The organism is Streptomyces sp. NPDC058751, assembly GCF_042746485.1.
In the GTDB taxonomy this organism is placed as follows: Bacteria; Actinomycetota; Actinomycetes; order Streptomycetales; family Streptomycetaceae; genus Streptomyces.
The window spans coordinates 43581-69554 of sequence record NZ_JBHYPZ010000011.1 but is presented as its reverse complement, the minus strand read 5'-3'; the positions used below and the strand labels follow the sequence as shown (position 1 = coordinate 69554).

At 72.0% G+C, this 25974-nt stretch carries 23 protein-coding genes and 1 tRNA gene; 7 read left to right on the top strand and 17 right to left on the bottom strand.

Features of this window, described 5'->3' with window-relative positions:
- Nucleotides 1-4: 4 nt before the first annotated feature.
- The 9 genes from ACFW6B_RS13080 to ACFW6B_RS13040 form a co-directional block, all read right to left on the bottom strand.
- Nucleotides 5-859, bottom strand: coding sequence for an HAD family hydrolase (locus ACFW6B_RS13080; protein WP_386595138.1), 855 nt, complete (start codon nucleotides 857-859; stop codon nucleotides 5-7).
- Nucleotides 856-2133 (bottom strand): serine--tRNA ligase, encoded by a 1278-nt coding sequence (gene serS / locus ACFW6B_RS13075; RefSeq protein ID WP_386595136.1) that lies wholly within the window; start codon nucleotides 2131-2133, stop codon nucleotides 856-858. Before serS ends, ACFW6B_RS13080 begins: the two co-directional genes overlap by 4 nt.
- Nucleotides 2134-2725: 592 nt before the next feature.
- Nucleotides 2726-3661, bottom strand: a complete 936-nt coding sequence (pheA, locus tag ACFW6B_RS13070) for a prephenate dehydratase (protein ID WP_386595135.1) — start codon at nucleotides 3659-3661, stop codon at nucleotides 2726-2728.
- A gap of 150 nt (nucleotides 3662-3811) precedes the next feature.
- The gene (gene efeB, locus ACFW6B_RS13065) at nucleotides 3812-5134 is read right to left on the bottom strand and encodes an iron uptake transporter deferrochelatase/peroxidase subunit (protein ID WP_386595133.1); all 1323 of its coding nucleotides are present in this window, start codon (nucleotides 5132-5134) and stop codon (nucleotides 3812-3814) included.
- A gap of 8 nt (nucleotides 5135-5142) precedes the next feature.
- Nucleotides 5143-7143 carry a copper resistance CopC/CopD family protein gene (locus tag ACFW6B_RS13060; RefSeq protein WP_386595131.1) on the bottom strand — a complete coding sequence of 667 codons (2001 nt, stop codon included), beginning with the start codon at nucleotides 7141-7143 and terminating at the stop codon, nucleotides 5143-5145.
- 13 nt (nucleotides 7144-7156) lie between these two features.
- Nucleotides 7157-7636: a copper chaperone PCu(A)C gene (locus ACFW6B_RS13055; RefSeq protein ID WP_386595129.1), complete on the bottom strand. Its 480-nt coding sequence runs from the start codon at nucleotides 7634-7636 to the stop codon at nucleotides 7157-7159.
- Entirely contained in the window at nucleotides 7633-8286 is a 654-nt protein-coding gene (locus ACFW6B_RS13050) for an SCO family protein (protein WP_386595127.1), read from the bottom strand. Before ACFW6B_RS13050 ends, ACFW6B_RS13055 begins: the two co-directional genes overlap by 4 nt.
- 193 nt (nucleotides 8287-8479) lie before the next feature.
- A complete protein-coding gene (locus ACFW6B_RS13045; protein WP_386595126.1) occupies nucleotides 8480-9226 on the bottom strand; it encodes a YcnI family protein in 747 nt (248 codons plus the stop codon).
- Nucleotides 9227-9447: 221 nt separating this feature from the next.
- On the bottom strand, nucleotides 9448-10293 hold the full coding sequence (locus ACFW6B_RS13040; protein WP_386595124.1) for a hypothetical protein: 846 nt from the start codon (nucleotides 10291-10293) through the stop codon (nucleotides 9448-9450).
- Nucleotides 10294-10544: 251 nt separating this feature from the next.
- Here ACFW6B_RS13040 and ACFW6B_RS13035 point away from each other — a divergent pair, with 251 nt between their 5' ends.
- A complete protein-coding gene (locus ACFW6B_RS13035; protein ID WP_386595122.1) occupies nucleotides 10545-10997 on the top strand; it encodes an ATP-binding protein in 453 nt (150 codons plus the stop codon).
- A gap of 291 nt (nucleotides 10998-11288) precedes the next feature.
- Nucleotides 11289-12113, top strand: coding sequence for a triphosphoribosyl-dephospho-CoA synthase (locus ACFW6B_RS13030; protein ID WP_386595120.1), 825 nt, complete (start codon nucleotides 11289-11291; stop codon nucleotides 12111-12113).
- A gap of 160 nt (nucleotides 12114-12273) precedes the next feature.
- Here the strand turns inward: ACFW6B_RS13030 and ACFW6B_RS13025 are convergent, their stop codons facing one another.
- Together ACFW6B_RS13025 and ACFW6B_RS13020 are read right to left on the bottom strand one after the other, a co-directional pair.
- Nucleotides 12274-13761, bottom strand: a complete 1488-nt coding sequence (locus ACFW6B_RS13025; protein WP_386595119.1) for an aminopeptidase P family protein — start codon at nucleotides 13759-13761, stop codon at nucleotides 12274-12276.
- Between the two features lie 99 nt (nucleotides 13762-13860).
- A complete protein-coding gene (locus ACFW6B_RS13020; protein ID WP_386595117.1) occupies nucleotides 13861-15360 on the bottom strand; it encodes a PP2C family protein-serine/threonine phosphatase in 1500 nt (499 codons plus the stop codon).
- A gap of 482 nt (nucleotides 15361-15842) precedes the next feature.
- Between ACFW6B_RS13020 and ACFW6B_RS13015 the strand changes: the two genes are divergently transcribed.
- Together ACFW6B_RS13015 and ACFW6B_RS13010 are read left to right on the top strand one after the other, a co-directional pair.
- A complete protein-coding gene (locus ACFW6B_RS13015) occupies nucleotides 15843-16508 on the top strand; it encodes a bifunctional DNA primase/polymerase (protein WP_386595115.1) in 666 nt (221 codons plus the stop codon).
- A gap of 130 nt (nucleotides 16509-16638) precedes the next feature.
- Nucleotides 16639-17139, top strand: coding sequence for a hypothetical protein (locus ACFW6B_RS13010; protein WP_386595114.1), 501 nt, complete (start codon nucleotides 16639-16641; stop codon nucleotides 17137-17139).
- A gap of 241 nt (nucleotides 17140-17380) precedes the next feature.
- Here ACFW6B_RS13010 and ACFW6B_RS13005 read toward each other — a convergent pair whose 3' ends face one another.
- Entirely contained in the window at nucleotides 17381-18346 is a 966-nt protein-coding gene (locus ACFW6B_RS13005; RefSeq protein ID WP_386595112.1) for a DUF5926 family protein, read from the bottom strand.
- A gap of 134 nt (nucleotides 18347-18480) precedes the next feature.
- On the bottom strand, nucleotides 18481-19023 hold the full coding sequence (locus ACFW6B_RS13000) for an ATP-binding protein (protein WP_386595109.1): 543 nt from the start codon (nucleotides 19021-19023) through the stop codon (nucleotides 18481-18483).
- On the opposite strand from ACFW6B_RS13000, the gene ACFW6B_RS12995 reads away from it, so the two are divergent.
- A complete protein-coding gene (locus tag ACFW6B_RS12995) occupies nucleotides 18980-19105 on the top strand; it encodes a hypothetical protein (RefSeq protein WP_386595354.1) in 126 nt (41 codons plus the stop codon). The genes ACFW6B_RS13000 and ACFW6B_RS12995 overlap by 44 nt on opposite strands.
- 132 nt (nucleotides 19106-19237) lie before the next feature.
- On the opposite strand, the gene ACFW6B_RS12990 is transcribed toward ACFW6B_RS12995, so the two are convergent.
- Entirely contained in the window at nucleotides 19238-20047 is an 810-nt protein-coding gene (locus ACFW6B_RS12990; protein WP_386595108.1) for a glycerophosphodiester phosphodiesterase, read from the bottom strand.
- Nucleotides 20048-20304: 257 nt separating this feature from the next.
- On the opposite strand from ACFW6B_RS12990, the gene ACFW6B_RS12985 reads away from it, so the two are divergent.
- The gene (locus ACFW6B_RS12985; RefSeq protein ID WP_386595106.1) at nucleotides 20305-21783 is read left to right on the top strand and encodes a S1C family serine protease; all 1479 of its coding nucleotides are present in this window, start codon (nucleotides 20305-20307) and stop codon (nucleotides 21781-21783) included.
- A gap of 163 nt (nucleotides 21784-21946) precedes the next feature.
- Here the strand turns inward: ACFW6B_RS12985 and ACFW6B_RS12980 are convergent, their stop codons facing one another.
- Nucleotides 21947-22837 carry a DUF2637 domain-containing protein gene (locus ACFW6B_RS12980; protein ID WP_386595104.1) on the bottom strand — a complete coding sequence of 297 codons (891 nt, stop codon included), beginning with the start codon at nucleotides 22835-22837 and terminating at the stop codon, nucleotides 21947-21949.
- 428 nt (nucleotides 22838-23265) lie between these two features.
- Here ACFW6B_RS12980 and ACFW6B_RS12975 point away from each other — a divergent pair.
- A tRNA-Ser gene (locus ACFW6B_RS12975) sits at nucleotides 23266-23350 on the top strand.
- A 103-nt stretch (nucleotides 23351-23453) separates the two neighbouring features.
- Here ACFW6B_RS12975 and ACFW6B_RS12970 read toward each other — a convergent pair.
- Both ACFW6B_RS12970 and ACFW6B_RS12965 read right to left on the bottom strand, forming a co-directional pair.
- A complete protein-coding gene (locus tag ACFW6B_RS12970; RefSeq protein WP_386595102.1) occupies nucleotides 23454-24731 on the bottom strand; it encodes a hypothetical protein in 1278 nt (425 codons plus the stop codon).
- A gap of 337 nt (nucleotides 24732-25068) precedes the next feature.
- Complete coding sequence (locus ACFW6B_RS12965; protein ID WP_386595100.1) at nucleotides 25069-25971, bottom strand: bifunctional DNA primase/polymerase; 903 nt, start codon at nucleotides 25969-25971, stop codon at nucleotides 25069-25071.
- Nucleotides 25972-25974 lie beyond the last annotated feature (3 nt).

Sequence of the window (25974 nt, the reverse complement as noted above, 5' to 3'; positions counted from 1 at the left end):
ATCACTACGGACGCGTCAGCAACCGCTCCAGCACGACCGCGATCCCGTCCTCCTCGTTCGAGGACGTCACCTCGTCCGCGATCGCCTTGAGGTCGGCGTGGGCGTTGGCCATGGCCACCCCGTGGGCCGCCCAGGCGAACATCGGGAGGTCGTTCGGCATGTCGCCGAAGGCGATGGTGTCCGCGGACCTGACGCCCAGGCGCCGGGCCGCCAGAGACAGTCCCGTCGCCTTGGACAGACCGAGCGGGAGCAGCTCGACGATCCCCGGACCCGCCATCGTGACGCCGACGAGTCCGCCCGCGACCTTCAGGGCCACGGCCGCGAGCTCGTCGTCGGAAAGCGTCGGGTGCTGGACGTACAGCTTGTTCAGAGGCGCCGACCACAGGTCCGCCGCGTCCTTGATCGCGACGACCGGCAGCGCGCCCTCCAGCCTGCGGTAGCCGGGACCCACCAGCACCTCGCCGTCGAGCCCGTCGCGGCTCGCGGCCAGCAGCAGCGGTCCGACCTCCGCCTCGATCTTGGCGAGCGCGAGACCGGCGAGCTGCCGGTCCAGCGTCACCGAGGTGAGCAGCCGGTGCTCTCCCGCGTGGTAGACCTGCGCGCCCTGACCGCAGACCGCGAGACCCTGATAGCCGAGTTCGTCGAGGATGTGCCGCGTCCAGGGCACCGCGCGCCCGGTGACCACGATGTGGGCGGCGCCCTGTTCGGTCGCCGCGGCGAGCGCGTCACGTGTGCGCGGCGAGACCGTCTCGTCGGAACGCAGCAGCGTCCCGTCGAGATCGGTCGCGACGAGCTTGTACGGGAACGTCCCCGGCCCGGTGGACCCGGACGCTCCCGGCGAACCGGCGGTGCTGGTCACTTGGAGATCGGCTCCAGAACCTCACGGCCGCCCAGGTACGGACGCAGCAGCTCGGGAACCCGCACCGAACCGTCGGCGAGCTGGTGGTTCTCCAGGATCGCCACGATGGTGCGCGGGACGGCGCACAGCGTGCCGTTCAGCGTCGCGAGCGGCTGGACCTTCTTGCCGTCGCGCATGCGGACCGACAGGCGGCGGGCCTGGAAACCGTCGCAGTTCGAGGCCGAGGTCAGCTCGCGGTACTTGCCCTGGGTCGGGATCCACGCCTCGCAGTCGAACTTGCGGGAGGCCGAGGACCCCAGGTCGCCGCTGGCCACGTCGATCACCTGGAAGGGCAGTTCGAGGCCGGTCAGCCACTGCTTCTCCCACTCCAGGAGCCGCCGGTGCTCGTTCTCGGCGTCCTCGGGAGCCACGTACGAGAACATCTCGACCTTGTCGAACTGGTGCACGCGGAAGATGCCGCGGGTGTCCTTGCCGTACGTGCCGGCCTCGCGGCGGAAGCACGGCGAGAAGCCGGCGTAGCGCATGGGCAGCTTGCCGGCGTCGAGGATCTCGTCCATGTGGTACGCCGCGAGGGGGACCTCGGAGGTGCCGACCAGGTAGTAGTCGTCCTTCTCCAGGTGGTACACGTTCTCCGCGGCCTGGCCGAGGAAGCCGGTGCCCTCCATGGCACGCGGGCGGACCAGGGCCGGGGTCAGCATCGGAGTGAAGCCGGCCTCGGTGGCCTGCGCGATCGCCGCGTTGACGAGGGCGAGCTCCAGGAGCGCGCCGACACCGGTCAGGTAGTAGAAGCGCGAGCCGGACACCTTGGCGCCGCGCTCGACGTCGATGGCACCCAGGGCCTCGCCGAGCTCCAGGTGGTCCTTGGGCTCGAAGCCCTCGGCGCCGAAGTCGCGGATGGTCCCGTGCGTCTCCAGGACGACGAAGTCCTCCTCGCCGCCGACCGGGACGTCGGGGTGCACCAGGTTGCCGAGCTGGAGGAGGAGCCGCTTGGTCTCCTCGTCCGCCTCGTTCTGGTCGGCCTCGGCGGCCTTGACGTCGGTCTTGAGCTGCTCGGCCTTCTTCAGCAGCTCGGCACGCTCGTCCGGGGTGGCCTTGGGGATCAGCTTGCCGAGCGACTTCTGCTCGGAACGCAGCTCGTCGAAGCGGACGCCGGACGACCTGCGCCGCTCGTCGGCGGAGAGGAGGGAGTCGACGAGCGCGACGTCCTCTCCACGGGCGCGCTGGGAGGCGCGAACACGGTCGGGGTCCTCACGGAGCAGGCGAAGGTCAATCACCCCTCAAGGCTACCGGTGCGGACTTCCGGCCAACGACCCGATATTCCAGAGCGTGACGGCTGTCCGGTTATGAGTGAAATGTCGGATCGAACCCCTTGATCGCCGAGTCGCGTCCGAGCCGTGTCCGCGTCGCGTCAAGGAAAAGGGGCCTACTCCCCGGAACGGGGCAGACGGCGCTTCGGTGATTGACCGGACTTCCTTGTGGGCGGCGGGACTTGCGGGATGGGTTGTCCACAGGGTGTGACGGTTCCCGAGAGTTATCCACAGGGTGTGTGGATGATCTGTGGATGTTGGAATTGATCGTTCCGATACCCTTCCGGTGGCCGTGGAATTCGCGGTCCAAACCCTCTGGACAGCCACTTTCGGGTGTAAATGATTCGCTCCATCGGGTTGATCGATGGAAAAGGGTAGACGAAGAGGGACGTACGAGGGTGTGGACGGACTTGGGTCGAGTAGCCGATTTGTCGACGATGTAATGCTTCGTTGTCGACTTGTCCCCAGGTCGAGAAGCACCCCTGTGGATAACCCTGTGGACAGTGGAAATCGGCAGGCGGGCCCGAGGGGAACGCTCGGACGGCTGTGGATCCGCCGCTCAGAACCGGCCGTCGGCGCAGCGCGCCAGCCAGTCCGAGGCCGCGGAGAACTCGTCGTCCGACGTACCGGGCCGCAACGGCCGTACGTCCTCCAGGGCGACACCGGCCCGCGGATAGGAACCGAGAAAGCGCACCTGGGGACAGATCCGCTTGAGGCCCATCAGCGCCTCGCCCACCCGGCGGTCGGTGATGTGGCCCTCGGCGTCGACCGAGAAGCAGTAATTGCCGATGCCCTGTCCGGTCGGGCGGGATTCGATCCGCATCAGGTTGACGCCGCGCACGGCGAATTCCTGGAGCAGTTCGAGCAGCGCTCCGGGGTGGTCGTCGCCGAGCCAGATGACCACGGACGTCTTGTCGGCGCCGGTCGGCGCGGCGGGCCGGGCGGGGCGGCCGACCAGGACGAAGCGGGTCTCGGCGTTCGCCGCGTCGTGGATCTCGGTCACCAGCGGTTCGAGGCCGTACGTGGCCGCGGCGAACTCGCCCGCGAAGGCCGCGTCGAAACGGCCTTCCTGCACCAGCCGGGCGCCGTCCGCGTTCGAGGCCGCCGACTCCCAGACGGCGTCCGGCAGATGGGCGGCCAGCCAGTTGCGCACCTGGGGCTGGGCGACCGGGTGTCCGGTGACCGTCTTGACGTCCTTCAGCGCCGTGCCGGGCCTGACCAGCAGGGCGAACGCGATCGGCAGCACGACCTCGCGGTAGATCATCAGCGGGTCGCCCTTGGCGAGCTCGTCCAGGGTGGCGGTGACACCGCCCTCGACGGAGTTCTCGATCGGGACGAGCGCGCCCGCGGCCTGGCCGCCGCGTACCGCGTCGAGCGCGGCCGGGACGGACACCATGGGGACCAGCTCCCGTGTCGCGGCCTCGGGGAGCGTGCGAAGGGCGGCCTCGGTGAACGTACCCTCGGGGCCGAGATAGGTGTAGCGCGTCGCCGACATACCGTCACCCTAATGGGCCGCGCCGGACGCGTCGGACGCCCGCGGCCCGCCGCGAGCGAGCCCGGTACGGAGCCCGGTACTGCGGTATGGAGCCCGGTATCGCCCGCCGTCGCACGGACGGAACGGCATGGCACGGACGGGACGCCCCCGTCATCCCTCCAGCAGCCGCTGCCCCACGTACTCCCCCTCCGCCGCGCCGCCCGGCACCGCGAAGAGGCCGCTCGACTCGTGGCGGACGTACGCCGAGAGCGCGTCGCCGCGGTCGAGCTTGCGCTGGACGGGGACGAAACCGCGCACGGGATCGGCCTGCCAGCACACGAAGAGCAGACCGGCGTCGGGCGTCCCGTCGGCACCGATGCCGTCGTGGAAGGAGAACGGACGGCGCAGCATCGCGGCGCCGCCGTTCTGGTCGGGCCGGGTGATGCGGGCGTGCGCGTTGACCGGCACGACCAGGTTGCCGTCGGCGTCGGTCTTCTCCAGGTCCATCGCGGTGGTCTCCGTGCCGCCGCTGAGCGGTGCCCCGTCGGACTTCTTCCGCCCGATGACGTCCTCCTGGGCCTTGCCCGAGAGCTTCTCCCAGTCGTCGAGCAGCATGCGGATACGGCGTACGACGGCGTAGGAGCCGTTCGCCATCCACTCCGGGGTGCCGGAGGCGGGGACGAAGACCCGTCCGTCGAAGTCGGGCTCGCCGGGCTTGGGATTGCGGGTGCCGTCGATCTGGCCCATCAGGTTGCGGGCACTCATCGGCTCGGCGGTGGCGCCCGGCGAGCGGTTGAAGCCGTTCATCTGCCAGCGCACACGTGCCGCGGCGCCGGCGTCCTTCTGGATCGCGCGCAGGGCGTGGAAGGCGACGAGGGCGTCGTTCGCTCCGATCTGCACCCACAGATCGCCGTCGCTGCGCGCCTTGTCGAGGCGGTCGGAGGAGAAGTCGGGCAGGGGATCCAGGGCGACCGGCCGCTGCTTCTCCAGGCCCGTACGCGCGAAGAAGCTGTGTCCGAAACCGAAGGTGACGGTGAGGGACGACGGGCCGGCGTCACGGGCGATGTCCGTGTCCTCGTGGCCCGCGGCCTCGCCCGCCATCAGCCGCCGAGCCGTCACCGACCAGCGGCGCAGCAGTGCCGCGGCCTCCCTGCGGCCCGCGCCCGCCGTCAGGTCGAAGGCGACGAGGTGGCCGCAGGCGTGGAGGGCGGTGGTGATGCCCGGCTGATGTTTCCCGTGAAACATCGCCATGTCCGCGCCGACGGAGGTCAGCGGGACGGCCTTCGCCGGGGAGGGTGCCGCCGCGTACCCCACGGCGGCACCCGCCGTTCCGAGCGCGAGCCCGGTGGCGCCGGCGGTGCCGAGCAGCCGGCGCCGTGACATGACCCCCTGCGGAGCGTCGTTCCGCGGTGCGGCGTCGGAGGGCGACGCCTCGGGGGACGGAGCTTTCCGGGCGGAAGAGGCGGTGGTCCCCGGTGTGGACTGGTCAGGCATGGTCAGGTTCAGCCGATCTGCGCGTTCTTGTTCACGGTGGCCTGGTCGATGTCGGAGGTGCGCACGGTCACCGCGATCTTCCAGTCGCCCGCCAGCGGGATCTGCACCCCGCTCGCCGCCCAGTGCCCGGTGGCGACCCGGTCGGGAGTCACGGGCAGCGGGCCGATGTTCTTCGCGGTGAGGGTGAAGGCGACCTTCACCTCGGGGACGTCGAAGGCCTTGCCGTTCGGCCGGAACACGAAGACGTGCATCTGGTTGCCGCCGACCCGGGCCGGGTCGAGGGTGATCTCCACCGTGCCCTTGCCGTCCTCGCCGCCCGTGTCGAACGGCAACTTCAGGGACAGCGGCCCGGAGCGCTGCGCGGCGGACGCGGTGGCCTGCCGGGCCGCCTCCGCCGTGCGTCCCGGCTCGGTGGCCGTCAGCGCGGTCGTGACCGCGAGCAGGACGACCGCGACCCCCGCCTCGGCGAGCACCGAGCGCCGCAGGCCCGAGCGGTGCGGGTCGGCGTCGCGGACCCGCTTCTCGCGGGTGGAGTCCATGGCGGCCTGCTGCCGGGCGAGCTGGGCGGCGCGCCGGGAGTCGGCGGGGACGGTGGCGGGGGTCCTGAGTTCGGAGCGCTGCTCCACGACGACGGCCGCCTCGGGGGCCGTCGTCCCGGCGAGCCGGGCCGTCCAGCGCCGCGAGATCCACGCGATGCCCACGAGGAGGGCCACCAGGCCGACCTTGACGAGCAGCAGCCGTCCGTACGAGGTGTCGGTGAGCGCCGACCAGGAGCCGAGCTGCCGCCACGACTGGTAGATCCCGGTCGTGACCAGGACGAGGACGGAGCCGAACGCGAGACGGGAGAACCGGCGGACGGCCGCCGCCTCGACGGGTGTGTCCGCAGGGGCCCGGAACAGCGCCACGGCCAGCGTCGACAGACCACCGAGCCAGACGGCGACGGCGAGCAGGTGCAGGACGTCGAGGGGCATCGCGATGCCCGGCTGGACGCCGGTCGAGGCGTGTTCGGCCATGGCCCAGGTCGCGGCGAGGCCGGCCGTGACGACCGCGCCGCCGACGGCGAGCCCGAAGGTGAGGTCGTTCTTCTCCGCGGCCAGGTACCCGGCTTCGGCGTCCGCCTCCTCGGCGTCCGTGGTGCGGGCGTTCGTGGTGTCGGTGTCGGTGTCGGTGGCTTCGGCCGGTTCGCCGCCGCCGGTGTCCGCTCCGGCCGGGCGTTCGTCCCCGTCGCGTCGGGCGTACGCGCCGAACAGCACCGCGATGAACAGCGCCGCCGCGGCGATCAGCAGCAGCCTCGACACCAGGGCGGCGCCCGACTTGGTCTGGAGCACCTCGCCGAGCAGGGTCAGGTCGAAGATGTCGCCGACCTTGCCGGACCCGACGTAGGAACCGCGCAGGAGCAGCAGGGCGAGGGTGGAGGCGGTGAGCGTGAGCCATCCGCAGACCACGAGCCGCTGCACCGGCCGGACGCCCGAGCCGCGCTGCCAGCAGGCCAGTACGAAGGCGGCGCCGCCGACGAGCAGGATGAATCCGGCGTACGACAGGTAGCGCGCGGTGTCGTAGAGGAAGCCCACCGGTCCGCCGCCCGCCGCCTGGCCGGACAGCGCGACGGAGGTCTGCGAGGGGGCGCCGACGGAGAAGGTGAAGGCCCCGGAGACGGGGTGGCTGTCCGCCGACACCACCTGGTAGGTGACGGTGTACGTGCCGTCGGGCAGCCCCGGGCGCAGCTTCAGGCCGTAGGTGTCGCCGCCCAGGTCGCTCGCGCCGCCGGTGTCGACCCGCTCGCCCCGGGGGTCGAGCACCTGGAGCGAGCCGTCGTTCAGCGAGACCTGTTCGGAGAAGGTGAGCGAGACCTGGTCGGGTGCCTTGTCGACCACCGATCCCTGCGTCGGGTTGCTCCCGGTCAGCGCGGCGTGCGCGGAGGCGGGCGCGGCACCCGCCAGGAGTGCTCCGGTGACCGCGAGGAACAGCAGCAGGAAGGTCCTGAAGCGGGGGGCGATGGTCGGTGTCACGGTGATGCCTCCCTCAGCGTCCGGTCTTCGGGTTGTAGGTCGCGGGCTTCACCGGCATGGAGATCCTGACCGTGCCGGACTTGGCGAAGTGCAGTTCCACGGACACCTTCTCGCCCTGTCCGGGCTTGTGGGTGAGCTTTTCGAACATGAGGTGGCTGCCGCCGCTGGCGAGGTCCAGGGTGCCCCGGGCGGGTACGGCGAAGGACTTCTCCTCCCGCATCGCGCCGTCCACGGTCGCGTGCATCGTCACGTCGTCCGAGAGGTCGCTGGTGACCGAGGTGAGGGTGTCGGCGCCGCCGGAGTTGGTGACGGTGAAGAAGCCCGCCGCCATGGTGTCCATGCTCGGTGCGGGCATGTAGGCGCCGGTGACCTCGAGTTCGGGATCGGCGGAGGACGACGCGGAGTCGTCCGAGCCGCAGCCCGTCAGCGTCCCGGCGGCCAGGACGAGGGAGCAGGCGGCGAGGAGTCCCGCGCGGCGCGTACGGCCGCTCACGGGTTCTTCCCCTCGGCGATCCTGGGCAGGTCCTTGGCGTAGTCCTCGACGGTGGCCTTCTCGCCGTACAGCACGTAGCCCGCGTCGGTCTTCGGGGAGAAGGCGACGACCTGGGTGCCGTGCACGGAGACGGGCTTGCCGTTCTTGTCCTTGGTCGTCGGCTCGATGGTGATGCCGAGGCGGCGGGCGCCGGCCTGGATCGTGGCGAAGTCACCGGTCAGGCCGACGAAAGAGGAGTCGACGCCCTTGAGCCAGGTGCCGAGCGCGGCGGGCGTGTCGCGGTCCGGGTCGGTGGTGACGAACACGACGCGCAGCTTGTCCTGTTCGGCCTTCGGGAGCTGCTTCTTGGCGACGGCGATGTTGTTCATCGTCAGGGGGCAGACGTCGGGGCAGTGGGTGTAGCCGAAGTAGACGAGCGTGGGCCGGCCCTCGGTCTCCGCGCGCAGGTCGTACTTCTTGCCGGTCGTGTCGGTGAGTACGAGGTCCGGCTTCTCGAACGGGTTGTCGAGGACCGTCGCGGCCTTGGTGGAGCCGGATTCGGCGGAAACGGCGGCGACCGGCTCGTTGCCGTCGTCGCCGCTGCCGCAGGCGGAGAGGGTCAGAGCGGCGGCGGCGAACAGGGCGGCCGTCGCGTACGTCTTCTTGCGCATAGAAAAATGTCCCAGATGTGAGCGTTCCGGTGGGCGCCGGGGGTCTGCCGGGGCAGAGGGGCCGGGCCGGACGCCGGTCCGGAGAGCCGCGTCCGCCGGCCTCGCGGCCGGGAGCCGGCGCCGGAAGGGCCGCGGCCCTCCGGCGCCCACCAGGAGCGTGTGTGTCTCAGTGCCTCAGGTGCGTGCCGGCACCTCAGGCGGTCGTACGCCGCCGGCCGGCCAGAACGCCGTACGCCACGCCCGCCAGGCCGACGAGGATGCCCACGCCGCCGAGCACGCGCGCGGTGGTGTCGCTGGAGTCCGCGGCGGAGGCGGCCTCGTCGGTGTGCTCGTCGGAGTGCTTGTCGGCCTCGTCCGTGTGGGAGGCGTCCTTCGCGGCGGTGCCGCCGTGGTGCCCGTCCTCGGTCGCGGCCGTGAGCGCGAGGGCCGGGGCCGGGTGCTCGGGCTCCTCCGCGCCCTTCTTCTGCGGCTCGATCCAGCGCACGACTTCCTTGTCGGAGTACGTCTGGACGGCCTTGAAGACGAGTTCGTCGGTGTCCTCGGGCAGCGCGCCGATGGAGAGCGGGAACTTCTGGAAGAAGCCCGGCTGGACGCCCTTGCCGTCGGCGGTCCAGGTGACCTTGGTGACGGCCTCGTTGATCTTCTGGCCGTGCGCGGTGATCGGCTTGTCCAGCGTGGACTTGGTGACCTTCACGGTCCAGCCGTCGAGCGGCTGGGGCATGACGGAGGACAGCGGGTGGTCGGCCGGGAGGCTCACCTCGAGCTTGACGGTCGAGGCGCTGTCGCTCTCGTTGGGCACCTTGAAGTTCACGACGGTGTAGCCGCCCTTGGCGGCCGCGCCCTCGGGCTGCACGCTGACGTGCGCGAACGCGGGGGCGGACAGGGCGAGAACGGCGGTGGCGGCGACGGTGCCGACGGCGGCGAGACGAGAAGCCTTCATGGAAGGAGGTACTCCACTTTCAGTCCGGTGACGAAGGGGAGCGCGTGCGCCTCGACGTCCCGTGGAAGGGGCGAGGGGTGCCCGGGGGAGACCCGGCCGGCACGCGCGTGCGGCACGACCGCGTCCCCTCCGGGAAGGTCCGTGAATCCCGCGCGGTCCGTGGAGTCGGGGACTCCGGCGACCGGGGGAATTCCGTGGATTTCCGTGAAAGGCGCGTCGTGTCAGGCGGCGAGGGCGAACGCGGCGGAGGGCGGCCCGCGCCGGACGACCGTGTGCTGGAGCGCGGTCGTCCGTGGAGCGAGGGGCGCGAGCGGCGCGGTGCGAGGCGTGCGCGTGATCTCGGGCGCTCCGGGAAGCCCCGTGCGCAGGGCGCGTACGAGGGTCAGGGAGGCGCGCAGGGAACGTACGAGCGCCGCTTCCGCGACTCCCTGCGCCGACAGGCGCATGAGACGCAGGAGGGCGAGGTCGCCGTGGCGCAGCACCCACCCGGCGGCGACGGCCGCGAGCACGTGGGCGAGCAGCATCGGCAGGGAGGGCAGCACCGGCATCGGGGTGCCCGCGACGGCGTCCGCGGCGTGGTCCATGGACGACGCCATGCCCGTCGTGCCCGAGCCCGTCGTGCCCGTGCCGATCCGCGCGTCGGTGAGGATCTTCATGGCCTGCGCGGGGCTGATCGCCGCCGCGGCCGTGCCGCACACCAGACGGGCGGCCCGCTCCACGAGCGCGGCGTCGGACATCGGTGTCCCCGGCGCCATCGCGCCCATGGACGGCCCGGTGGCCGTCGTGCCCGTCCGCGGACCGAGTCCGAACAGGGTGTGCAGCGCCGTCTGGCCGAGCGCGAGCAGTGCCACGATGCCCGGCAGCGCGCGTTCGCGGCCCGCCAGCGAGGCGGCGACGGCGAAGACCGTGAGGAAACCGGCGCCCAGTGTCCACAGGGGGACCGTGGCGCAGGAGGCGATCCCGTGACCGGCCGCGGCCAGCGCGACGCAGACCGCGGCGAACACCGCGGCCCTCAAGGTCCGGAGGCCTGCTCCGGAACGCGCCGAACGCTGGTGGGGGGCAGTCATGGCGGGCTCATCATCGCACTGGGCCCCGACGCTTCGTACGGCAGGTCCGATTGACGGCTTGTGACCGGTCCGTCCGCCGGACGGCGGGCGCCCGAAGGGCCGTCGTCCGGCGGCTGATCGCTCGCGCATACACCGCCGGCTCACGGGAGCGCGTCGGCTGTATGGGCGGCATCACGTCGCGTATGCGATTGCGCACGGGTTGTCGCGGCAATACGTAACGGTATGTCGAGCCGCGGCCGGGAGGCTGGAGCATGAGCATCTGGTGGTCACTCCATCTGCGGCGCGAGGCTGCGAGTGTCCCGCTCGCCAGACGCCTGCTGCTCGGCACGATGGAGAGCGCGGGCGTGGACCCGGACATCTCGTACGACCTCTCCGTCGCTCTCACGGAAGCCTGCGCCAACGCCGTCGAGCACGGCGGGGGCGACGTGCGGGGCTCTTCCTGCGAGGCGTACCGCGTGACGGCCTACCTCGACGGTGACCAGTTCCGTATCGAAGTCGCCGATTCCGGCCCCGGTTTCCCGGCCGGCAACGCCCGCGCCCTGCTCCGCCAGGCCGGCGAGGACGCGGAGCACGGACGGGGGCTGTGCCTGATCCGCGAGCTCGCCGACCACGTCCACATCGGCAACAGGCCGGGGCGCGGCGCGGTGGTCAGCTTCGACAAGATCCTCAAGTGGAAGACGGCCCCCTCGCTGCTGCCGGCCTGACGCGCCGGGCCGAACCGGTGTCCCGCGCCCGGCGGGAACCACGGGCGTGATCCCCCGGCGGGAACCATGGGCGTGATCCCGGGGAGAGGCACGGGCGGCTGATCCCGGTGGGATGCACAGGTGACTGATCCGGGCGGGATCCCGCGGGCGACCGGCCCCGGTGGGATCCACAGGCCGCCGACAGCTTCTGCCCAGGTTCTTCAAGGGCCGCGCGTCTAGGTTCCCTTCGCACCCGACCGGCCCCGGCTCCCGTGCCGTCACCGCCGGCGTACTCGGAGGAGGGGGACGTCGATGAGCAGCCGCGCGGAGGACGAGGCGCTGGCCCGGGCCGCGGTGGCCGCCCTGACCCGGCAACTGGAGCTGGCCCCCAAACCCGGACTGCCGGACCCGCGCGACCTCCGCGCCCGGGTCACCCGACGGGATCTCGGTTCCCTGCGCTGGTCCGCCCAGGCGCTCGTCCCCGGCCTCGCCGCCATGGCCGCCGCCGCCCGCCGCACCGGCCGGCCCACGCCCGAACTCCGCGCCGAACTGGGCTCGATCGGCCGGTGCGCCGAGCACTCGGTGGCCCTGACGGGCGGCGGTCACCGCGGCGCCCTGTGGGTTCTCGGGCTGCTGGTCGCCGCGGCGGCTCTGGACCCCGGGGCCCGTGGACCCGGGGTCACCGCGACGGCCAAGCGGATCGCGGCGCACGCCGACCGGCGGGCACCGCGGCGGCCCTCCCGCGGTTCGTCCGTCTCGGCGCGGTACGGCGCGGCCGGCGCGCGCGGCGAGGCGCGGGCCGGATTCCCGCACGTGCGCAGGGCGTTGGACGCGCTCGCCGCCGCCCGCGCGGCCGGTGCGCCCGAGCCGTGCGCCCGTCTCGACGCCCTCCTCACCGTCATGTCCACGCTCCAGGACACCGAGTTGCTGTACACGGCGGGTCCCCACGGCCTTCGCCATGTCCAGGACGGCGCCCTGGAAGTGCTCGAAGCGGGAGGCACGTCCACGCGGGCGGGACGCTCGGGCCTGGCCGCCCTCGACGACGACCTCCACGCGCGCGGGTGGAGCCCCGGCGGCAGCGGCGCCCTGCTCGCGGGCGCGCTGTTCGTGGACGCGCTTCCCCTCGCGCCCGCCTGACGCCGGTTCGGCTCCGCTCCGGCGCCGGAGCCCCGTCGGCGAGGAGGGCACCCCAGCTCGTGCCGGAGCCCGGGAGGCCGTCCCCGGACGCACCGGTGGCCGGGCGCTTCGAGAAGCACCCGGCCACCGGTCCCGTGTCCCCGCCCTCGCGGGGACGGGGTCAGCCCTTGAGGGACGCCATCCAGGCCTCGACCTCGTCGGAGCGGCGCGGCAGGCCGGCCGACAGGTTCCGGTTGCCGTCCTCGGTGACGAGGAGGTCGTCCTCGATGCGGACGCCGATGCCGCGGTACTCCTCCGGCACGGTCAGGTCGTCCGCCTGGAAGTACAGGCCCGGCTCGACGGTCAGGCACATGCCCGGCTCCAGCGTGCCCTCGACGTACGTCTCGGTGCGCGCGGCGGCGCAGTCGTGGACGTCCATGCCGAGCATGTGGCCGGTGCCGTGCAGGGTCCAGCGGCGCTGGAGACCGAGCTCCAGGACACGCTCGACGGGACCTTCGAGGAGCCCCCACCCGACGAGCCGCTCGGCCAGCACGCGCTGGGCGGCGTCGTGGAAGTCGCGGTACTTGGCACCCGGCCGGACGGCCGCGATACCGGCCTCCTGGGCGTCGTACACGGCGTCGTAGATCTTCCTCTGGATCTCCGTGTAGGTGCCGTTGACCGGGAGCGTGCGCGTGACGTCGGCGGTGTAGAGGGTGTGGGTCTCCACGCCCGCGTCCAGCAGCAGCAGGTCGCCGGAGCGGACCGGGCCGTCGTTGCGCACCCAGTGCAGGGTGCAGGCGTGAGGCCCGGAGGCGCAGATCGAGCCGTAGCCGATGTCGTTGCCCTCGACCCGCGCGCGCAGGAAGAAGGTGCCCTCGATGAAGCGCTCGCTGGTGGCCTCGGCCTTGTCCAGGACCTTCACCACGTCCTCGAAGCCGCGCACGGTGGAGTCGACGGCCTTCTGCAGCTCGCCGGCCTCGAACTCGTCCTTGACGAGCCGGGCCTCGGACAGGAAGACGCGCAGTTCGTCGTCGTGCTCGCGGGTGACCTTGTCGGTCAGCGCGGCCTCGATCGCGGCGTCGTAGCCGCGCACGACGCGGACGGGACCGGTGGCTTCCTTCAGCGCGGCGGGCAGTTCGCGGACGTCGGAGGCGGGGATGCCGTAGAGCTGCTCGGCCTCGGCCAGGGAGTGGCGCCGGCCGACCCACAGCTCGCCCTGCCCGGACAGCCAGAACTCGCCGTTCTCGCGGTTGGAGCGCGGCAGCAGGTAGATCGTCGCCTTGTGGCCCTCGGCGGCGGGCTCCAGCACGAGGACGCCGTCCTCGGTGAGGTTGCCGGTGAGGTACGCGTACTCGACCGAGGCACGGAAGGGGTACTCCGTGTCGTTCGAGCGGGTCTTCAGGTTGCCCGCGGGTATCACCAGGCGTTCGCCGGGGAAGCGCGCGGACAGCGCGGCGCGGCGGGCAGCGGTGTGCCCGGCCTGGGCGATGGGCGTGAGGTCCCGCAGCTCGGTGTCGGCCCAGCCGGACTTCATGCTTGCGGCGAGCTCGTCGGACACGCCCGGGTACAGGCCGTTCTTGCGCTGCTTGATGGGCTCTTCCTCGCCCGCTTCGTCAGCGGCTTCGTCGAGCACGGCTTCCGGGGTCTCCGGTGTGAGCGCCTCCGACACGGTCTGCCTCCTTCGTACGACTCTGGACCTCCCCCATCGTACGGTCGTACTGAAGGGGGCCCAGGGCCGGAAGGCCTGTTACACCGGGTGAGGACCCTCTCAGTCGAAGCGGGCCGCCAGGAGGACGACGTCCTCGTCGCTGTCGGCCTCGTCGAGACCGTCCGGGAGCACACCGCGCAGCACGTGGTCGGCGATCGCGCCGGGATCGTCGCGCAGCGCCCTCGGGACGCTCGCCGCCGCCGCGTGCAGCCGGGCGAAGGCGCGGTCCATCGGGTCGCCGGTGCGGTGCAGCAGACCGTCGGTGTAGATCAGCACGGTCTCGCCGGGCTCGGCGGTCAGTTCGACGCTCGGCGCCTCCCAGCAGGCGAGCATGCCCAGGGGAGCGGACAGGGAGGTCTCCACGAACTCGGTGCGCCGCGGGCCGATCACCAGGGGCGGACTGTGTCCGGCACCGGCGAGCGTGAGCTTGCGCAGGGCGGGCTCGCAGTACGCGAACAGGGCGGTGGCGGAGCGCGCGGGTTCGGTCAGCCGCAGCAGCAGTTCGAGGTCGGAGAGCACGGCGACGGGGTCCTCGCCCTCCATGACGGCGTAGGCGCGCAGGGAGGCGCGCAGTCGGCCCATGGCGGCGACCGCGCTGGGCCCCGAGCCGGTGACGGAGCCGACCGCGAGGCCGAGCGCGGCGTCGGGCAGCGGCAGCGCGTCGTACCAGTCGCCGCCGCCGCGCGGGCCGGTGCGGTGCCGGGCGGCGAGCTGGACGCCGGAGACCCGGGGCAGCCGTGGGGGCAGCAGTTCCTCGGACATCGTCGTCGCGCGCGCACGCGCGCGTTCGAGTTCCAGGAGCCGGGCCAGATGCTCCGTGGCGTAGCGGGCGTAGAGGCCGACGAGGTGGCGCTGGCGTTCCACCGGCTCGGCGGGCTCGTCGTAGAGCCACACGGCGGCACCGAGACGGCCCGCCGCCTCCGTGGACAGCGGCAGCGCGTAACTGGCGGCGTAGCCGAGGCGGGCGGCGACCTCGCGCTGGCGCGGATCGAGCCCGTCCTCCGAGAGGAGGTCCGGCTGGGTGATCTCGCCCTCGCCGCCCGGCAGTCCGTCCAGGATCTTCCCGTACGACATGGAGCTGCGCGGCACCGTCTCGATGTGGCCTAGATCCGCCCGGGCCAGACCGAGGCCGATCGTGGTGTCGGGGCCCAGTCCGTCGCCGGGTTCCAGGACGACGAGACCGCGCCGGGCGCCCACGAGGGCGGCTCCGGCGCGCAGCAGTTCCTGCAGCGCGTCGTCCAGTGACGCGGTGCGGGCCAGGCACTCGGTGAGTTCGTGGAGCGTGGTGAGGTCCGAGACCCAGCCCGCGAGACGGTCCTGGAGGGCCGCTCCGGGTCCGGCCGGTGAGGCGCCCGGGGGAGCGGGCGTCGGCGCGACAGTGTGGGTGGGCGCAGGAACCGCTGAATCGATTCCGGCCACTTTCGGAAGGTGAGGGGCGTTCATGGCGTCCGGCTTTCCGACCGGTGCGTTTTGCTCAATAGCATCGCAAACCCCCATGTCGTTCTGCGCCGCTAGCGGTGTCTCCACATGTACACGTACTCGTGAGGGGATGTCCAGCATTGTCCTGCCGGGATTCCTGGTGTCCGTGAGACCGGTGGTAACCCTTGCGGGAAATTGAAATTGGCCTAAAACTGACTCGGGCAACGGCTTATTGAGGTCGACTGGCCTTGTTCGACGGAGCGTCACAGCGGTCGTGATGGGTACGTACTCGGTGAAGGCCAGGGGTGGTTGAGATCCGCCCGGAACCTGGCGACGGACCCGGGCGTCTTAACCACCGACGACCGTGCCCCATCCTCCCGTGGCGGAGGCGGCTAGGAATACGCGGGACGTAAAACGCCAGGCGCCGCCACCCCACGCCATGCCCATGCTTTGGATATGCGCGGTATGGGCGCGGACACAGCCACATGCTCGGCCCAGAGGGGTTCCCCTTGTCTCCAGCAGGGGTGTGATGCGCCAGCAGGTACGCACAGTGAAGTGATCGACACATGGTGTGATGTGATCCTCGGTGTTGCCAGGCGTGCAACGGAAAGGAACGAGCGCTCATGCGCGAGATCCCCGGAAGGCGACGCAGGCTCCTGTCCAGGCGAAACGACGGGGGGCCTGAGATGCTCAGCGCGGCCCTGACGTTCGCGACCGCATGGCGGTGGCCCGTCCTGCCGGGTGCGGCGGCCGATCCGCGGGGGCGTGCCCGCTGCGGCTGCCCCGACCCGGAGTGCGCGGTGCCGGGTGCCCATCCCTTCGACCCCGGCCTCCTCGCGGCCACCACGGACGAGCGCATGGTGCGCTGGTGGTGGACCAACCGGCCCTCGGCCCCCGTCGTGCTGGCCACCGGCGGCGGCGCTCCCTGCGCGGTGAGCCTGCCCGCCCTCGCGGCGGCCCGCGCGCTCGACGCCCTCGACCGCGCGGGCATGCGCCTCGGCCCGGTCGTCGCGTCCCCCTCGCGCTGGGCGATCCTCGTCGCCCCGTACTCCATGGAGCAGCTCGGCGAACTGCTCTACGCCCAGGACTTCGTCCCCGGCTCCCTGCGCTTCCACGGCGACGGCGGGTACATCGCGCTGCCGCCGTCCGAGACGGGCGAGGGCGGGATCCGCTGGGAGCGCGCTCCGCTTCCCGGGTCGGCCGCCCCCTGGGTGCCCGGCGTGGAGGCGGTCGTGGGCGCCGTCGTCGAGGCGCTCACTCGTACGGGTGTGAGCGCGCCCGAGTTGTAGGGGCGTCCGGCGTGCGGCGCGGCGAACGCACTCCCGCGCTCGTTATCGTCCGCCTATGCAGCGTCGTTCCGGGGGGTGCCGGGCCGCAGCGCCGTCGGGCGGCGGGCCGGACCCCCGAAGAGTCCGCCTGATGGCGCTGGCGTCGGCCGTGGCGTCCGTCCTCACCCTGCCACTGGCCGGGGCCTCGGCCGGGCCGGTGGGCGACGGCGGCGCGTCGGCCCTGCGCGGGGCGGCCCCCGCGGACGGCCGGCCACGGACGCCCGGACCCCGGCGCACTCCCCTGCTGCTCGGTCTCGCCACCGCCGCCCGGTGCGGTCCCGAACTCTCCTCGCCCGACGGCGTCGAGGCGCAGACCTGTGTCCTGACGCAGGGCGAGGAGACCTGGGCGCGCACCTACTACCGCAACGCGACCGGCCACGCGCTGGGCTCGTCCCTGACGCTGATGGGCCCCGACGGCCGCACGGTGCAGACGGCCTGCGCGGTGGACGCGGAGGACGATCCGGGGGTGTGCGAGACACCGAGGGAACGCACGGCGGGAGAGCCGGGTGCCTACTCGGCGGTGGTGGAATTCGCGATGAGCGGCGACGGGCCGCTGCTGCTGCGCTCGGGAAGCAACTCGGGGCGCCGGTAAGGCGATTGATATTGTTCGGGATTCCGAACATGGAAAGACCCGGTTGCTGGCGACGGGGGATGCACCAGCAACCGGGCTACTCGAACGGTAACAAGAGATCGGCGGTTCGCAAATTCGATCTCGGCTATTCGGACACGGATTTACCTGTCACAACGGGGAGTTGTGACAGGAGTCACCCGTTTCCGAGACCCTGACGAGCTGACCGGTCGGTCAGTTCTCGGTCCCGTGGGCCCGCTGTGGGTCAGCTGAGCGTCACCTGGCGGTTGGTGAGCCCCCCGCGCGCGCGGCGCTCGTCCGCCGTCAGCGGCGCGTCCGTGGCCAGAGCGGTGGCGAGGCGCTCGGCGAACTCGGCCGCCGGCTTCTCGACGTCGTCCGCCGTGACACCGCTCGGCAGGTCCCAGACCGGCACCGTGAGCCCGTGCGCACGGAAGGAACCCACGAGCCGGGTGCCCTCGCCGAGGCTCGAACGGCCCTCGGCGTGCAGTCGCGCGAGAGCGTCCAGAAGCTGCTCCTCCGGGTACGGCATGACCCAGCGCAGGTGGTTCTTGTCGGGCGTCTCGCACCAGTAGGCGGCGTCGACCCCGGAGAGCTTCACCGTCGGGATGGCGGCGGCGTTGGCCCGCTCCAGCGAGGCGGTCACCTCGGGCGTCGCGTTCTCCGCGTCCGGGACCCAGAACTCGAAGCCGCTGTGCACAACTGGCTCGAAGGCGCCTTCGGGGTCGAGCAGGTCCTGGAGCCGCGGGCCGTCCGCCGGGGCGCGCCGGCCCTCGACCGGGGTGCCGGGCGGCGCGACGAGCGCGCGTCGGAGGGTGTCGGCCAGGTCGCGGCTGATGTCGCCGGACGACGTGTCGTTCTGCAGGCCGAGCAGCACCGAGCCGTCCTCGCGGCGCAGCGCGGGCCACGCCATCGGCAGGACCGTGGCGAGGGTGACCGAGGGGACGCCCTCGGGCAGGCTCTCCCTGAGCGTCAGTCCGACCGTTGCGGCGGGCACCAGCTCGCGCAGCGCGACCCAGTCGCCCTCGCCCCGCAGACCCTCGAACGGGCGGTGCACCAGCTCGGTCGCGGCGTGGGCGGCGGCCCGGCCGTGACATGCCTTGTACCGGCGGCCGCTGCCGCAGGGGCAGGGCTCGCGGGCGCCGACGACCGGGATCTCGCCGTCCTTGAGCTGCGGCTGCTTGGCCTTCGTCTGGGGTCGCTTCTTGGCCATCGTGGCTGTCTCCCGATCACGGCTCGTCTCGTACTGGCGCGAGCCTAGCCGTTCGCGGGGAGACCGACGGGATCCTGTGGACAACGCACCGCGTCGTCCTGGAGTTCGGCGGCCGCTCCGCGCCCCGGCCCGGCTCAGTCGAGGTCGTCGAAGACGTCCGTGAAGTCCAGACCGGGGATGCCGGACACCCTCGGCGACGTGACGCGCGTAGCGAAATCGTCGCGCCGGTGCGCCGCCTCCACGTCGCCCCGGACGACCACCCACACCGTGACCTCGCCGCGGATGCCGTCCCGGACGCCCCAGTCCTCGGCCAGCGCCGTGATGATGTTCAGCCCGCGGCCGCCCCGGGCCGTGACCGACGGAGTGGCGGGCACCGGGCGGGTCGGGCCGCCGCCGTCCGTCACCTCGACCGTCAGCCGTCCCGCCGGATCGACACGCCAGGCCGCGCGCACGTCGCCGTCGCCCGCGAGGGCGTCGCCCAGGGGCCTGCCATGTCGGCACGCGTTGCTGAGCAGCTCGGAAAGGATCAGTACGGCATCATCGACGACCGTTTCCGCGACGCCCCCCGAACGCAGTTGATCGCGCATCCGGTGTCTTGCTTCCCCCACGCCCGCAGGGCCATGGGGTACGGCCATGCTCGACGACGTGGGCACCTCCTGTGCCACCACCAACGCCACCCCCGAGACCTCCTTCACCCCACGCCAGGGTGTGAATGCCCCTTTGGGCTGGACCGGAAACCGGCCGATCGACGTCTGCTGACGCACTCGTAACGATCGAATGCGGAAAGAAAGCGCCGGTGCACTACCTGTGACGGAGTGGCTGGTTCTCGATGGTTTCCGGAGGGCAGTCGGAGTGTTCTCCGGGGGCCGCCGTCACTCGTGCAGGGCCAGGTCAGCGGCCGAGTTGACGGAGTACCGCACGGGGTCGGTTGGTGATGATGGCGTCGATGCCCAGCTCGACGCAGAGATCGACGTCCTCGGGCTCGTTCACGGTCCAGACGTGCACCTGGTGACCGGCGCGTTTCAGCCGCTCGACGTACCCCGGGTGAGAGCGGACGATCCGCATCGAGGGGCCTGCGATCCGGACACCGGCGGGCAGTCGTCCGTCGCGCAGCCGGGGGGAGACGAACTGGAGCAGATAGACCGTCGGCAGGGTCGGGGAGGCGGCCCGGACGCGGTGCAGCGAGCGCGCCGAGAAGCTCATGACGCGCACGGCGGACTCGGCCGGGGAGGCGGGGGCGTCCAGGCCGAAACGCTTCAGCAGCTGGAGCAGGCGCTCCTCGACCTGGCCCGCCCAGCGGGTCGGGTGCTTGGTCTCGACGGCCAGCTCCACACGGCGGCCGGCGTCGGCGACGAGTTCGAGCAGTTTCTCCAGGGTGAGGACGGAGGTGTCCGTCAGGCTCCCCGGGGTGTGCTCCCAGTCGGGCGACTCGTCGCGGTTCTTCCACGAGCCGAAGTCCAGTGCCGTGAGTTCGGCGAGCTCCAGGGCGGAGACGGCTCCGCGGCCGTTGGACGTCCGGTTCACGCGGCGGTCGTGGACGCAGACGAGATGGCCGTCGGCGGTCAGCCGCACATCGCACTCGAGGGCGTCCGCACCGTCCTCGATCGCCTTCTTGTACGCGGCCAGCGTGTGCTCGGGGGCCTCTTCGGAGGCTCCGCGGTGGGCGACGACCTGAATCGGGTGCTGTCGTGCGAGGGTCACCGCGTCATGGTGCCACCGTCGTCAGGCACGTGTGAGGTGAGATATCTCCCAACTCATTCCCTTTGGTAATAAAAGTCCGTTATAAAGGATGGCCTCGGACGCACAGCCACCGCTTATGGTGCCCTGACGGCCTGTGGGAAAAGCTGACAGCGTACAAAAACACGTGCACAGCTGAATCGCGCCGGGCCATCGACAAGTGTGAGTGGGCGTGACCGAGTGCGACCGAGAACAACAGCCGTGGATCGAGGAGAAGAGCTGTGAGCACCGAGAACGAGGGCAACGCAGTACCCCCGGCCCCGTCCGCACCTCCCGTGCCGGTGGAAACTCCCACTGCTTTTGCGCAGGACGTCCCGCACGCGGGGAACGAGCCGACCACCCCGATCCCCGCGGTGCCCGGCGCACCGCAGCACGAGCCGGCGCCCGCGGGCACGCCGGCGTACGCGTCGAACGGAGCCGGGCAGGGGAGCGACCCCTACGGACAGGCCCCGACCCAGGGCTCCGCCCCCGAGGCGGGCTGGCCGCCCCCGCCGCCCGCCACCCCCTCGTACGCCGACGGCGGTTCGGGGCACGGCGGCTGGGGTTCCTCCTACCAGCAGCCCGAGCCGAAGCCGAAGAACCGGCGCGGCGGTCTGATCGCCGCGGTCCTGGTGGCCGCGCTGGTCGCCGGCGGTGTCGGCGGCGGCATCGGCTACTCGCTGGCCAAGAACGACGACGGCTCCACCGACTCCACGACGGTGTCGGCCCCGAGCAGCAGCGGCGAGGTCAAGCGCGCCTCGGGAACGGTCGCGAACGTGGCGGCCGGCGCGCTGCCGAGCACCGTCACCATCGAGGCCCAGAGCAGCAACGGCGAGGGCGGCACCGGCACGGGCTTCGTCTTCGACAAGCAGGGCCACATCCTCACCAACAACCACGTGGTGGCGGACGCGGTCGACGGCGGCAAGCTCAGCGCCACCTTCCCGAGCGGGAAGAAGTACGACGCCGAGGTGGTCGGCCACGCGCAGGGGTACGACGTCGCGGTCATCAAGCTGAAGAACGCGCCCTCGGACCTGAAGCCGCTCGTCCTCGGCGACTCCGACAAGGTGGTCGTCGGCGACTCCACGATCGCGATCGGCGCGCCCTTCGGTCTCTCCAACACGGTGACCACGGGCATCATCAGCGCCAAGAACCGTCCGGTCGCCTCCAGCGACGGCAGCGCCAGCAGCAAGTCCTCGTACATGAGCGCCCTGCAGACGGACGCCTCGATCAACCCGGGCAACTCCGGCGGTCCCCTGCTCGACGCCTCGGGCGCGGTGATCGGCATCAACTCGGCGATCCAGTCGTCGAGCGGCGGCGGTCTCGGCGGCTCCGGCCAGTCCGGTTCCATCGGCCTGGGCTTCGCGATCCCGATCAACCAGGCCAAGCACGTGGCCCAGCAGCTCATCCAGACCGGCAAGCCGGTGTACGCGAAGATCGGCGCGTCCGTCTCCCTGGAGGAGGGCACGGGCGGCGCGAAGATCACCGAGGAGGGCGCGAGCGGCTCCGCGGCGGTCGAGGCCGGCGGTCCCGCCGACAAGGCGGGCCTCAAGCCCGGCGACGTCATCACCAAGCTCGACGGCATGACGGTCGACAGCGGTCCGACGCTCATCGGCGCGATCTGGACCCACAAGCCGGGCGACACCGTCAAGCTCACCTACACGCGCGACGGAAAGACCCACACGGTCGACGTCACCCTCGGCTCCCGCGAGGGCGACAGCTGACCCTTCGTGCAAGCCGAAAGGGGTGTCTCTCGCGAGAGACACCCCTTTCGCGCATCCGCCGTCCCGCCCGGCCCGGAAGAGCTCATACCGGGGAAGAACCCGTGCCGGTAGAAGCCCGTGCCGGTAGGAACCCGTGCCGGTAGGAACCCGCGTCCGGGACGGGTCAGACGCGCGTCTTCTTCGCGGCGGCCGCAACCTTCCTGCCCTCGGTCCGGTTCCCGGCGCGTTCCGGGGCCGACGCCGGGCGGGGGCGCTGCCGATGGCGGGACGCGGACTGGCGGGGCGGCCGGGTCAGCGTGATCTGACGGACTAACTGCTGGAAGCAGGTCAGCGACGCGAGGGCGGGCACGACGGCCGTGGCCACACCGGTGACCGTCTGGTTGGCGTCGGCCACGCAGAACATCATGGCGACGGAGGAGAACAGCAGGACGACATACCACGAGTGCACGGCCCGGCGCCGGTGCAGGGCGGCTCTCAGGATGGAGAGCGAGGCCACCACCCAGGGGCCGTACACCAGGAGGGGCCACCAAGGTCCCGTGCCGCTCTGCGCGTTGGACGCGATGCGCTGCAGGGGCGAGTAGGCCACCATGCCGCTGAAGACGCTCACCATCGACACGGTGGCGGTGGCGACCGCGGCGATCGCGAAGCTGACGGCCTGCAGCCAGTTGCGGGGGTTGCGCACCCGCACCTTGCGGTGCCCCGTCGGGGAGCGCCGGATGGGCGGCAGCTCCGTGGTGATCTGCACCAGGTTTTCCATCGGATCACCGTCGTACTCACCGCCGTACTCGCCGACGCGCTCACCGACGTGCTCACCGACGTATTCGCCGACGTATTCGCCGGTGTACGTCGGCTCGCTGCGCGGGGGCGGCACGGTGACCTCCTGCTCGGCCGCCGCGGCGTCCTGCAGGAGGTAGGTGAGTTCCTCGACGGGGTCCCAGCCCTGTTCGTTCAGGGCGGTCACGGGATCGCCGTACGGGCCGGTCCCCGTCCCGGCGGGGTATCCGGGGTTCTGCCCGTACCGGGCGAAGGACAGGTCCGGGTATTCGTCATTCACAAAAGTTCGTCCCGGTCGCGTGAGCGCCGTGGCGGCCGGAGCTTTCCCGGCCGTTCCACCGCTGGCCGATGTCCACTTGAACCGTGGCAGGTGCCGCGGGGGCCGGGGCAGGGTCCCTTGCCGTAGCTCCGGAACCGGTCGGAGCGAGAGATCTTGCTTTCGCCATGTTCCCCTAACGCCGTTGCCCCTCCTTCAGATGTTGCGGCAAACGAGTGAGCGCGAGGTCTCGGAACCGTCCGCGGAAGCGGCTTCCCGCGTCCGTGCCGGACGGCTTCCCGGACCTTTTCCCGGACCGCTTCCCGGGCCGGGGAGAAACCCCCTGGTACCGCACTATTGGGGCGTGGACGGCTCCGGCGGGGGCCACGGCCCCCGCCGGGCGCTCGCGGCCGGTAGGCTGTAGCCGCTCCGCCCCAGGTGGGACGGGGCGAGGTGGGTTGCCCGAGCGGCCTAAGGGAACGGTCTTGAAAACCGTCGTGGCGCGAGTCACCGTGGGTTCAAATCCCACACCCACCGCAGTTCATGGACGTGCAGGACGAATGGGGTGCCCCTCGGTGAGGGGCACCCCATTCGCGTGGGGGGCCGTCCCCCGTCGGTCCGGCCCGGCGGCCGGGGCGGGTCAGGAGTGCTCGCGGGCCGCCGGGTTGTTCAGGCAGAGCGCGATGTTCCGGACCGCGGCGGTGAGTTCCTCGATCACCCTGGCCGCCTGTTCCGCGTTGTGGAAGGCCGGGCGTTCCGCCAGCGACAGACCCAGTTCCTGCGCCGCCCGGAGGGCCGCTCCGGCGCTCTCGGCGGGAGGCGGTGACGGGGCGGCGGCGGGCGCGGACGTCCCGTCCGGGGGAGGGGGCGTCGGCGTGGCGGGCCGGACCGGTGCGGCCGGGTTCGCCAGGGGCGCGCCGGAAGCCGCAGGCGTCGGCCGGGCGGTCGGCTCGGGAGCGGCGGGTGCCGAAGGGCCGGCCGGCGCGGTGCCGGTCTCCTGCTCCCCCCGGTACCTGTCGAACGGGAGGTGGAAGGTTCCGGAGCCGCTGACCGGGAAGGTGTGCGTCTCCTCCTCCGGACGGGACGGCGGAGCCGGTGGGGACGGCACGGTGTAGGGGCCCTGGGCGATCTGCTGGACGTGCGGGGGAAGGTCCGGAGCGCGACGCGTCCGGGGCAGCAGGAGGTGTTCGAAACCGGGGAACGCCAGGGTGGCCGAGTGGGTGGAGGCGCGGGGGCCGTACTGGGCCTGCCACTGCAGGCGGTAGCAGTCGACCTGGTCGGCGCAGGCGGCGCGGGTGTGGAAGACCGCGGTGTTCTCCCCCAGGTCCGGGTACCAGAGGTTCGGGCCCGGGAAGTGCACGGTCCGTCCCCGGGGCTTGATCTGCTCGGCGCACCCCATGCAGCAGCCCTCCGGCACCATGAGGGAGATGCCGCCGCTCTGCTCGGGGCGGCGCGGACCGCTCTCCCAGCGGTACTCCCCGTGGTGGCAGGGGGGCAGCTCGCCGCAGGCGTGACAGACGGCGTAGTGCTCCGGGAGGACCTGCCAGTCGTGGCTGGCGGGAGCGCACCAGTGCTTCGGCGTGGACCGGGACAGGTTCTCGCTGCGCAGGACCAGGATCACCGGGCGCTTGTAGAACTCGGTGCGCTCGGGGGTCGGTTTGACAGCCTGGCCGTTGGCCCGCCGCAGTTCGTTAGCGTGCCACCACAGCTCCAGGTGTTCGCCCCATGCCTTCTCGTAGCACTCCGGCCACCAGTCGCCCGGGTAGTCGTTGATCTCCAGGACCCGCCAGGCCTGCCGGTCCAGTACCACAATGGAGCCGGCCCGCAACCGCAGGTGTGTCCTGTCGTCACCCTCGTCCGGCCAGTCGTGCCGGCCGATGTGGGTGGGTTGGCCCGGGAGCCACCTGCGAACCTGCATGCCACGCTCCTCGGCAACGAAACTTCAAAGTTTCAAATGGGGCGGTTGGGCACATTCTGAACAATCAAGGCGTTTGGTTCGGTGTAGACACGCACACGCCGTTGACTCATGACGACCGGAAATGCGTTCCGCGTCACCGCTTCCTTCCGGAAACGCCTTTGCCGACGGGTGTTTTTCACCGCTCGGTCCGTCGCCGGGACGGGCCTCTCGGCGATCCGGGGCAGGTGGGCCCATACCCGGACGCCGTGTCCCGACGCTCACCCGTACGTGTGATGAAACTCCACGGGGCGTCACCCCGTACGTGTGCATCGCCCCGACCGCCCGTCAGCGCCGCCCGTCAGTGCCGTCCGTCGGCGGGGGCCGCCATCCGTGCCGCGGAGGCGATCGTCGAGCGGGCCTCCTGTTCGGTCAGGCCCGTGCGGACGGCGGCCTGGACGAGCCGGGCGGTCAGCTGGGGGCCGATGCCGTTCTCGTAGGCGCGGCAGGCGGCCCAGAAGAGGCGGGTGTTGCGCTGGCCCTCGTGGGCGGCGAGGACGAACCGGACCAGTCCCTGGCCCTGCCGCTCGGTCGCGGAGGGCGTGGAGGGCGTGGAGGTGGTGGAGGCCGTGGGGCGGTGGGCGCGCGGTGGGGGCAGGAGCAGGCGCAGGAGTTCGGGCGGGCAGGGCGCGGGTGCGAGCCGGGAGGTGCCGGGTGCCGTCCCGTACGCGCCGTGCTCGGTGCGTGAGCCGGGGCCGACGAGGTAGCCGCCGGCGCCGCGGATGTCGATGCCGGGGGCGAGCCGGCTCGCCGAGTTGGGGACCACGACGTCCGGCGGTCCGCTCAGCCACAGGTGGCGGCCGCCGCTGGGGGTCAGGACGACCACGGTGTCCGGGATCGTGAAGAGGTGGCGCAGGGCCAGTTCGCGCAGGGCGGCCGAGGAGTCGGTGTCGGACTTGGTGTCGAGGTCGACGCCGATGAGGTGGTGCGGAGGTAATCCGCAGGCGATGCCGTAGCCGGTGGCCCAGGGGGCGGCGGCGAACAGTTCGCGGATGCGCCGGGGATCGGTCGAGGCGTCGTACACGCCGTGTCCGAAGCGGCCGCATTCGCCGTGGCACGGCCGGGGGTCGGGGTCGTCGCGGTGGGGGGAGCGCAGGGCCGGGAGCTTCGTGCGGGACAGCGGGATCACCGCGAGTCCGCGCTCGGCCGCGGACAGGGCATGGGCCAGGGCCAGAGTGGTGGCCCGCCGGTCGATGGTGGCCATGTA

What these genes read in the sequence shown, in the direction of transcription:
- pheA (WP_386595135.1), bottom strand. Translation starts at nt 3,661, where the DNA reads ATGTCGGCGACGCGCTACACCTATCTCGGCCCCGAGGGTACGTTCACC.
- efeB (WP_386595133.1), bottom strand. Translation starts at nt 5,134, where the DNA reads ATGCCTGACCAGTCCACACCGGGGACCACCGCCTCTTCCGCCCGGAAA.
- ACFW6B_RS13050 (WP_386595127.1), bottom strand. Translation starts at nt 8,286, where the DNA reads ATGCGCAAGAAGACGTACGCGACGGCCGCCCTGTTCGCCGCCGCCGCT.
- ACFW6B_RS13045 (WP_386595126.1), bottom strand. Translation starts at nt 9,226, where the DNA reads ATGAAGGCTTCTCGTCTCGCCGCCGTCGGCACCGTCGCCGCCACCGCC.
- ACFW6B_RS13040 (WP_386595124.1), bottom strand. Translation starts at nt 10,293, where the DNA reads ATGACTGCCCCCCACCAGCGTTCGGCGCGTTCCGGAGCAGGCCTCCGG.
- ACFW6B_RS13035 (WP_386595122.1), top strand. Translation starts at nt 10,545, where the DNA reads ATGAGCATCTGGTGGTCACTCCATCTGCGGCGCGAGGCTGCGAGTGTC.
- ACFW6B_RS13030 (WP_386595120.1), top strand. Translation starts at nt 11,289, where the DNA reads ATGAGCAGCCGCGCGGAGGACGAGGCGCTGGCCCGGGCCGCGGTGGCC.
- ACFW6B_RS13020 (WP_386595117.1), bottom strand. Translation starts at nt 15,360, where the DNA reads ATGCTGGACATCCCCTCACGAGTACGTGTACATGTGGAGACACCGCTA.
- ACFW6B_RS13015 (WP_386595115.1), top strand. Translation starts at nt 15,843, where the DNA reads ATGCGCGAGATCCCCGGAAGGCGACGCAGGCTCCTGTCCAGGCGAAAC.
- ACFW6B_RS13010 (WP_386595114.1), top strand. Translation starts at nt 16,639, where the DNA reads ATGGCGCTGGCGTCGGCCGTGGCGTCCGTCCTCACCCTGCCACTGGCC.
- ACFW6B_RS13005 (WP_386595112.1), bottom strand. Translation starts at nt 18,346, where the DNA reads ATGGCCAAGAAGCGACCCCAGACGAAGGCCAAGCAGCCGCAGCTCAAG.
- ACFW6B_RS12995 (WP_386595354.1), top strand. Translation starts at nt 18,980, where the DNA reads ATGCTCGACGACGTGGGCACCTCCTGTGCCACCACCAACGCCACCCCC.
- ACFW6B_RS12970 (WP_386595102.1), bottom strand. Translation starts at nt 24,731, where the DNA reads ATGCAGGTTCGCAGGTGGCTCCCGGGCCAACCCACCCACATCGGCCGG.
- ACFW6B_RS12965 (WP_386595100.1), bottom strand. Translation starts at nt 25,971, where the DNA reads ATGGCCACCATCGACCGGCGGGCCACCACTCTGGCCCTGGCCCATGCC.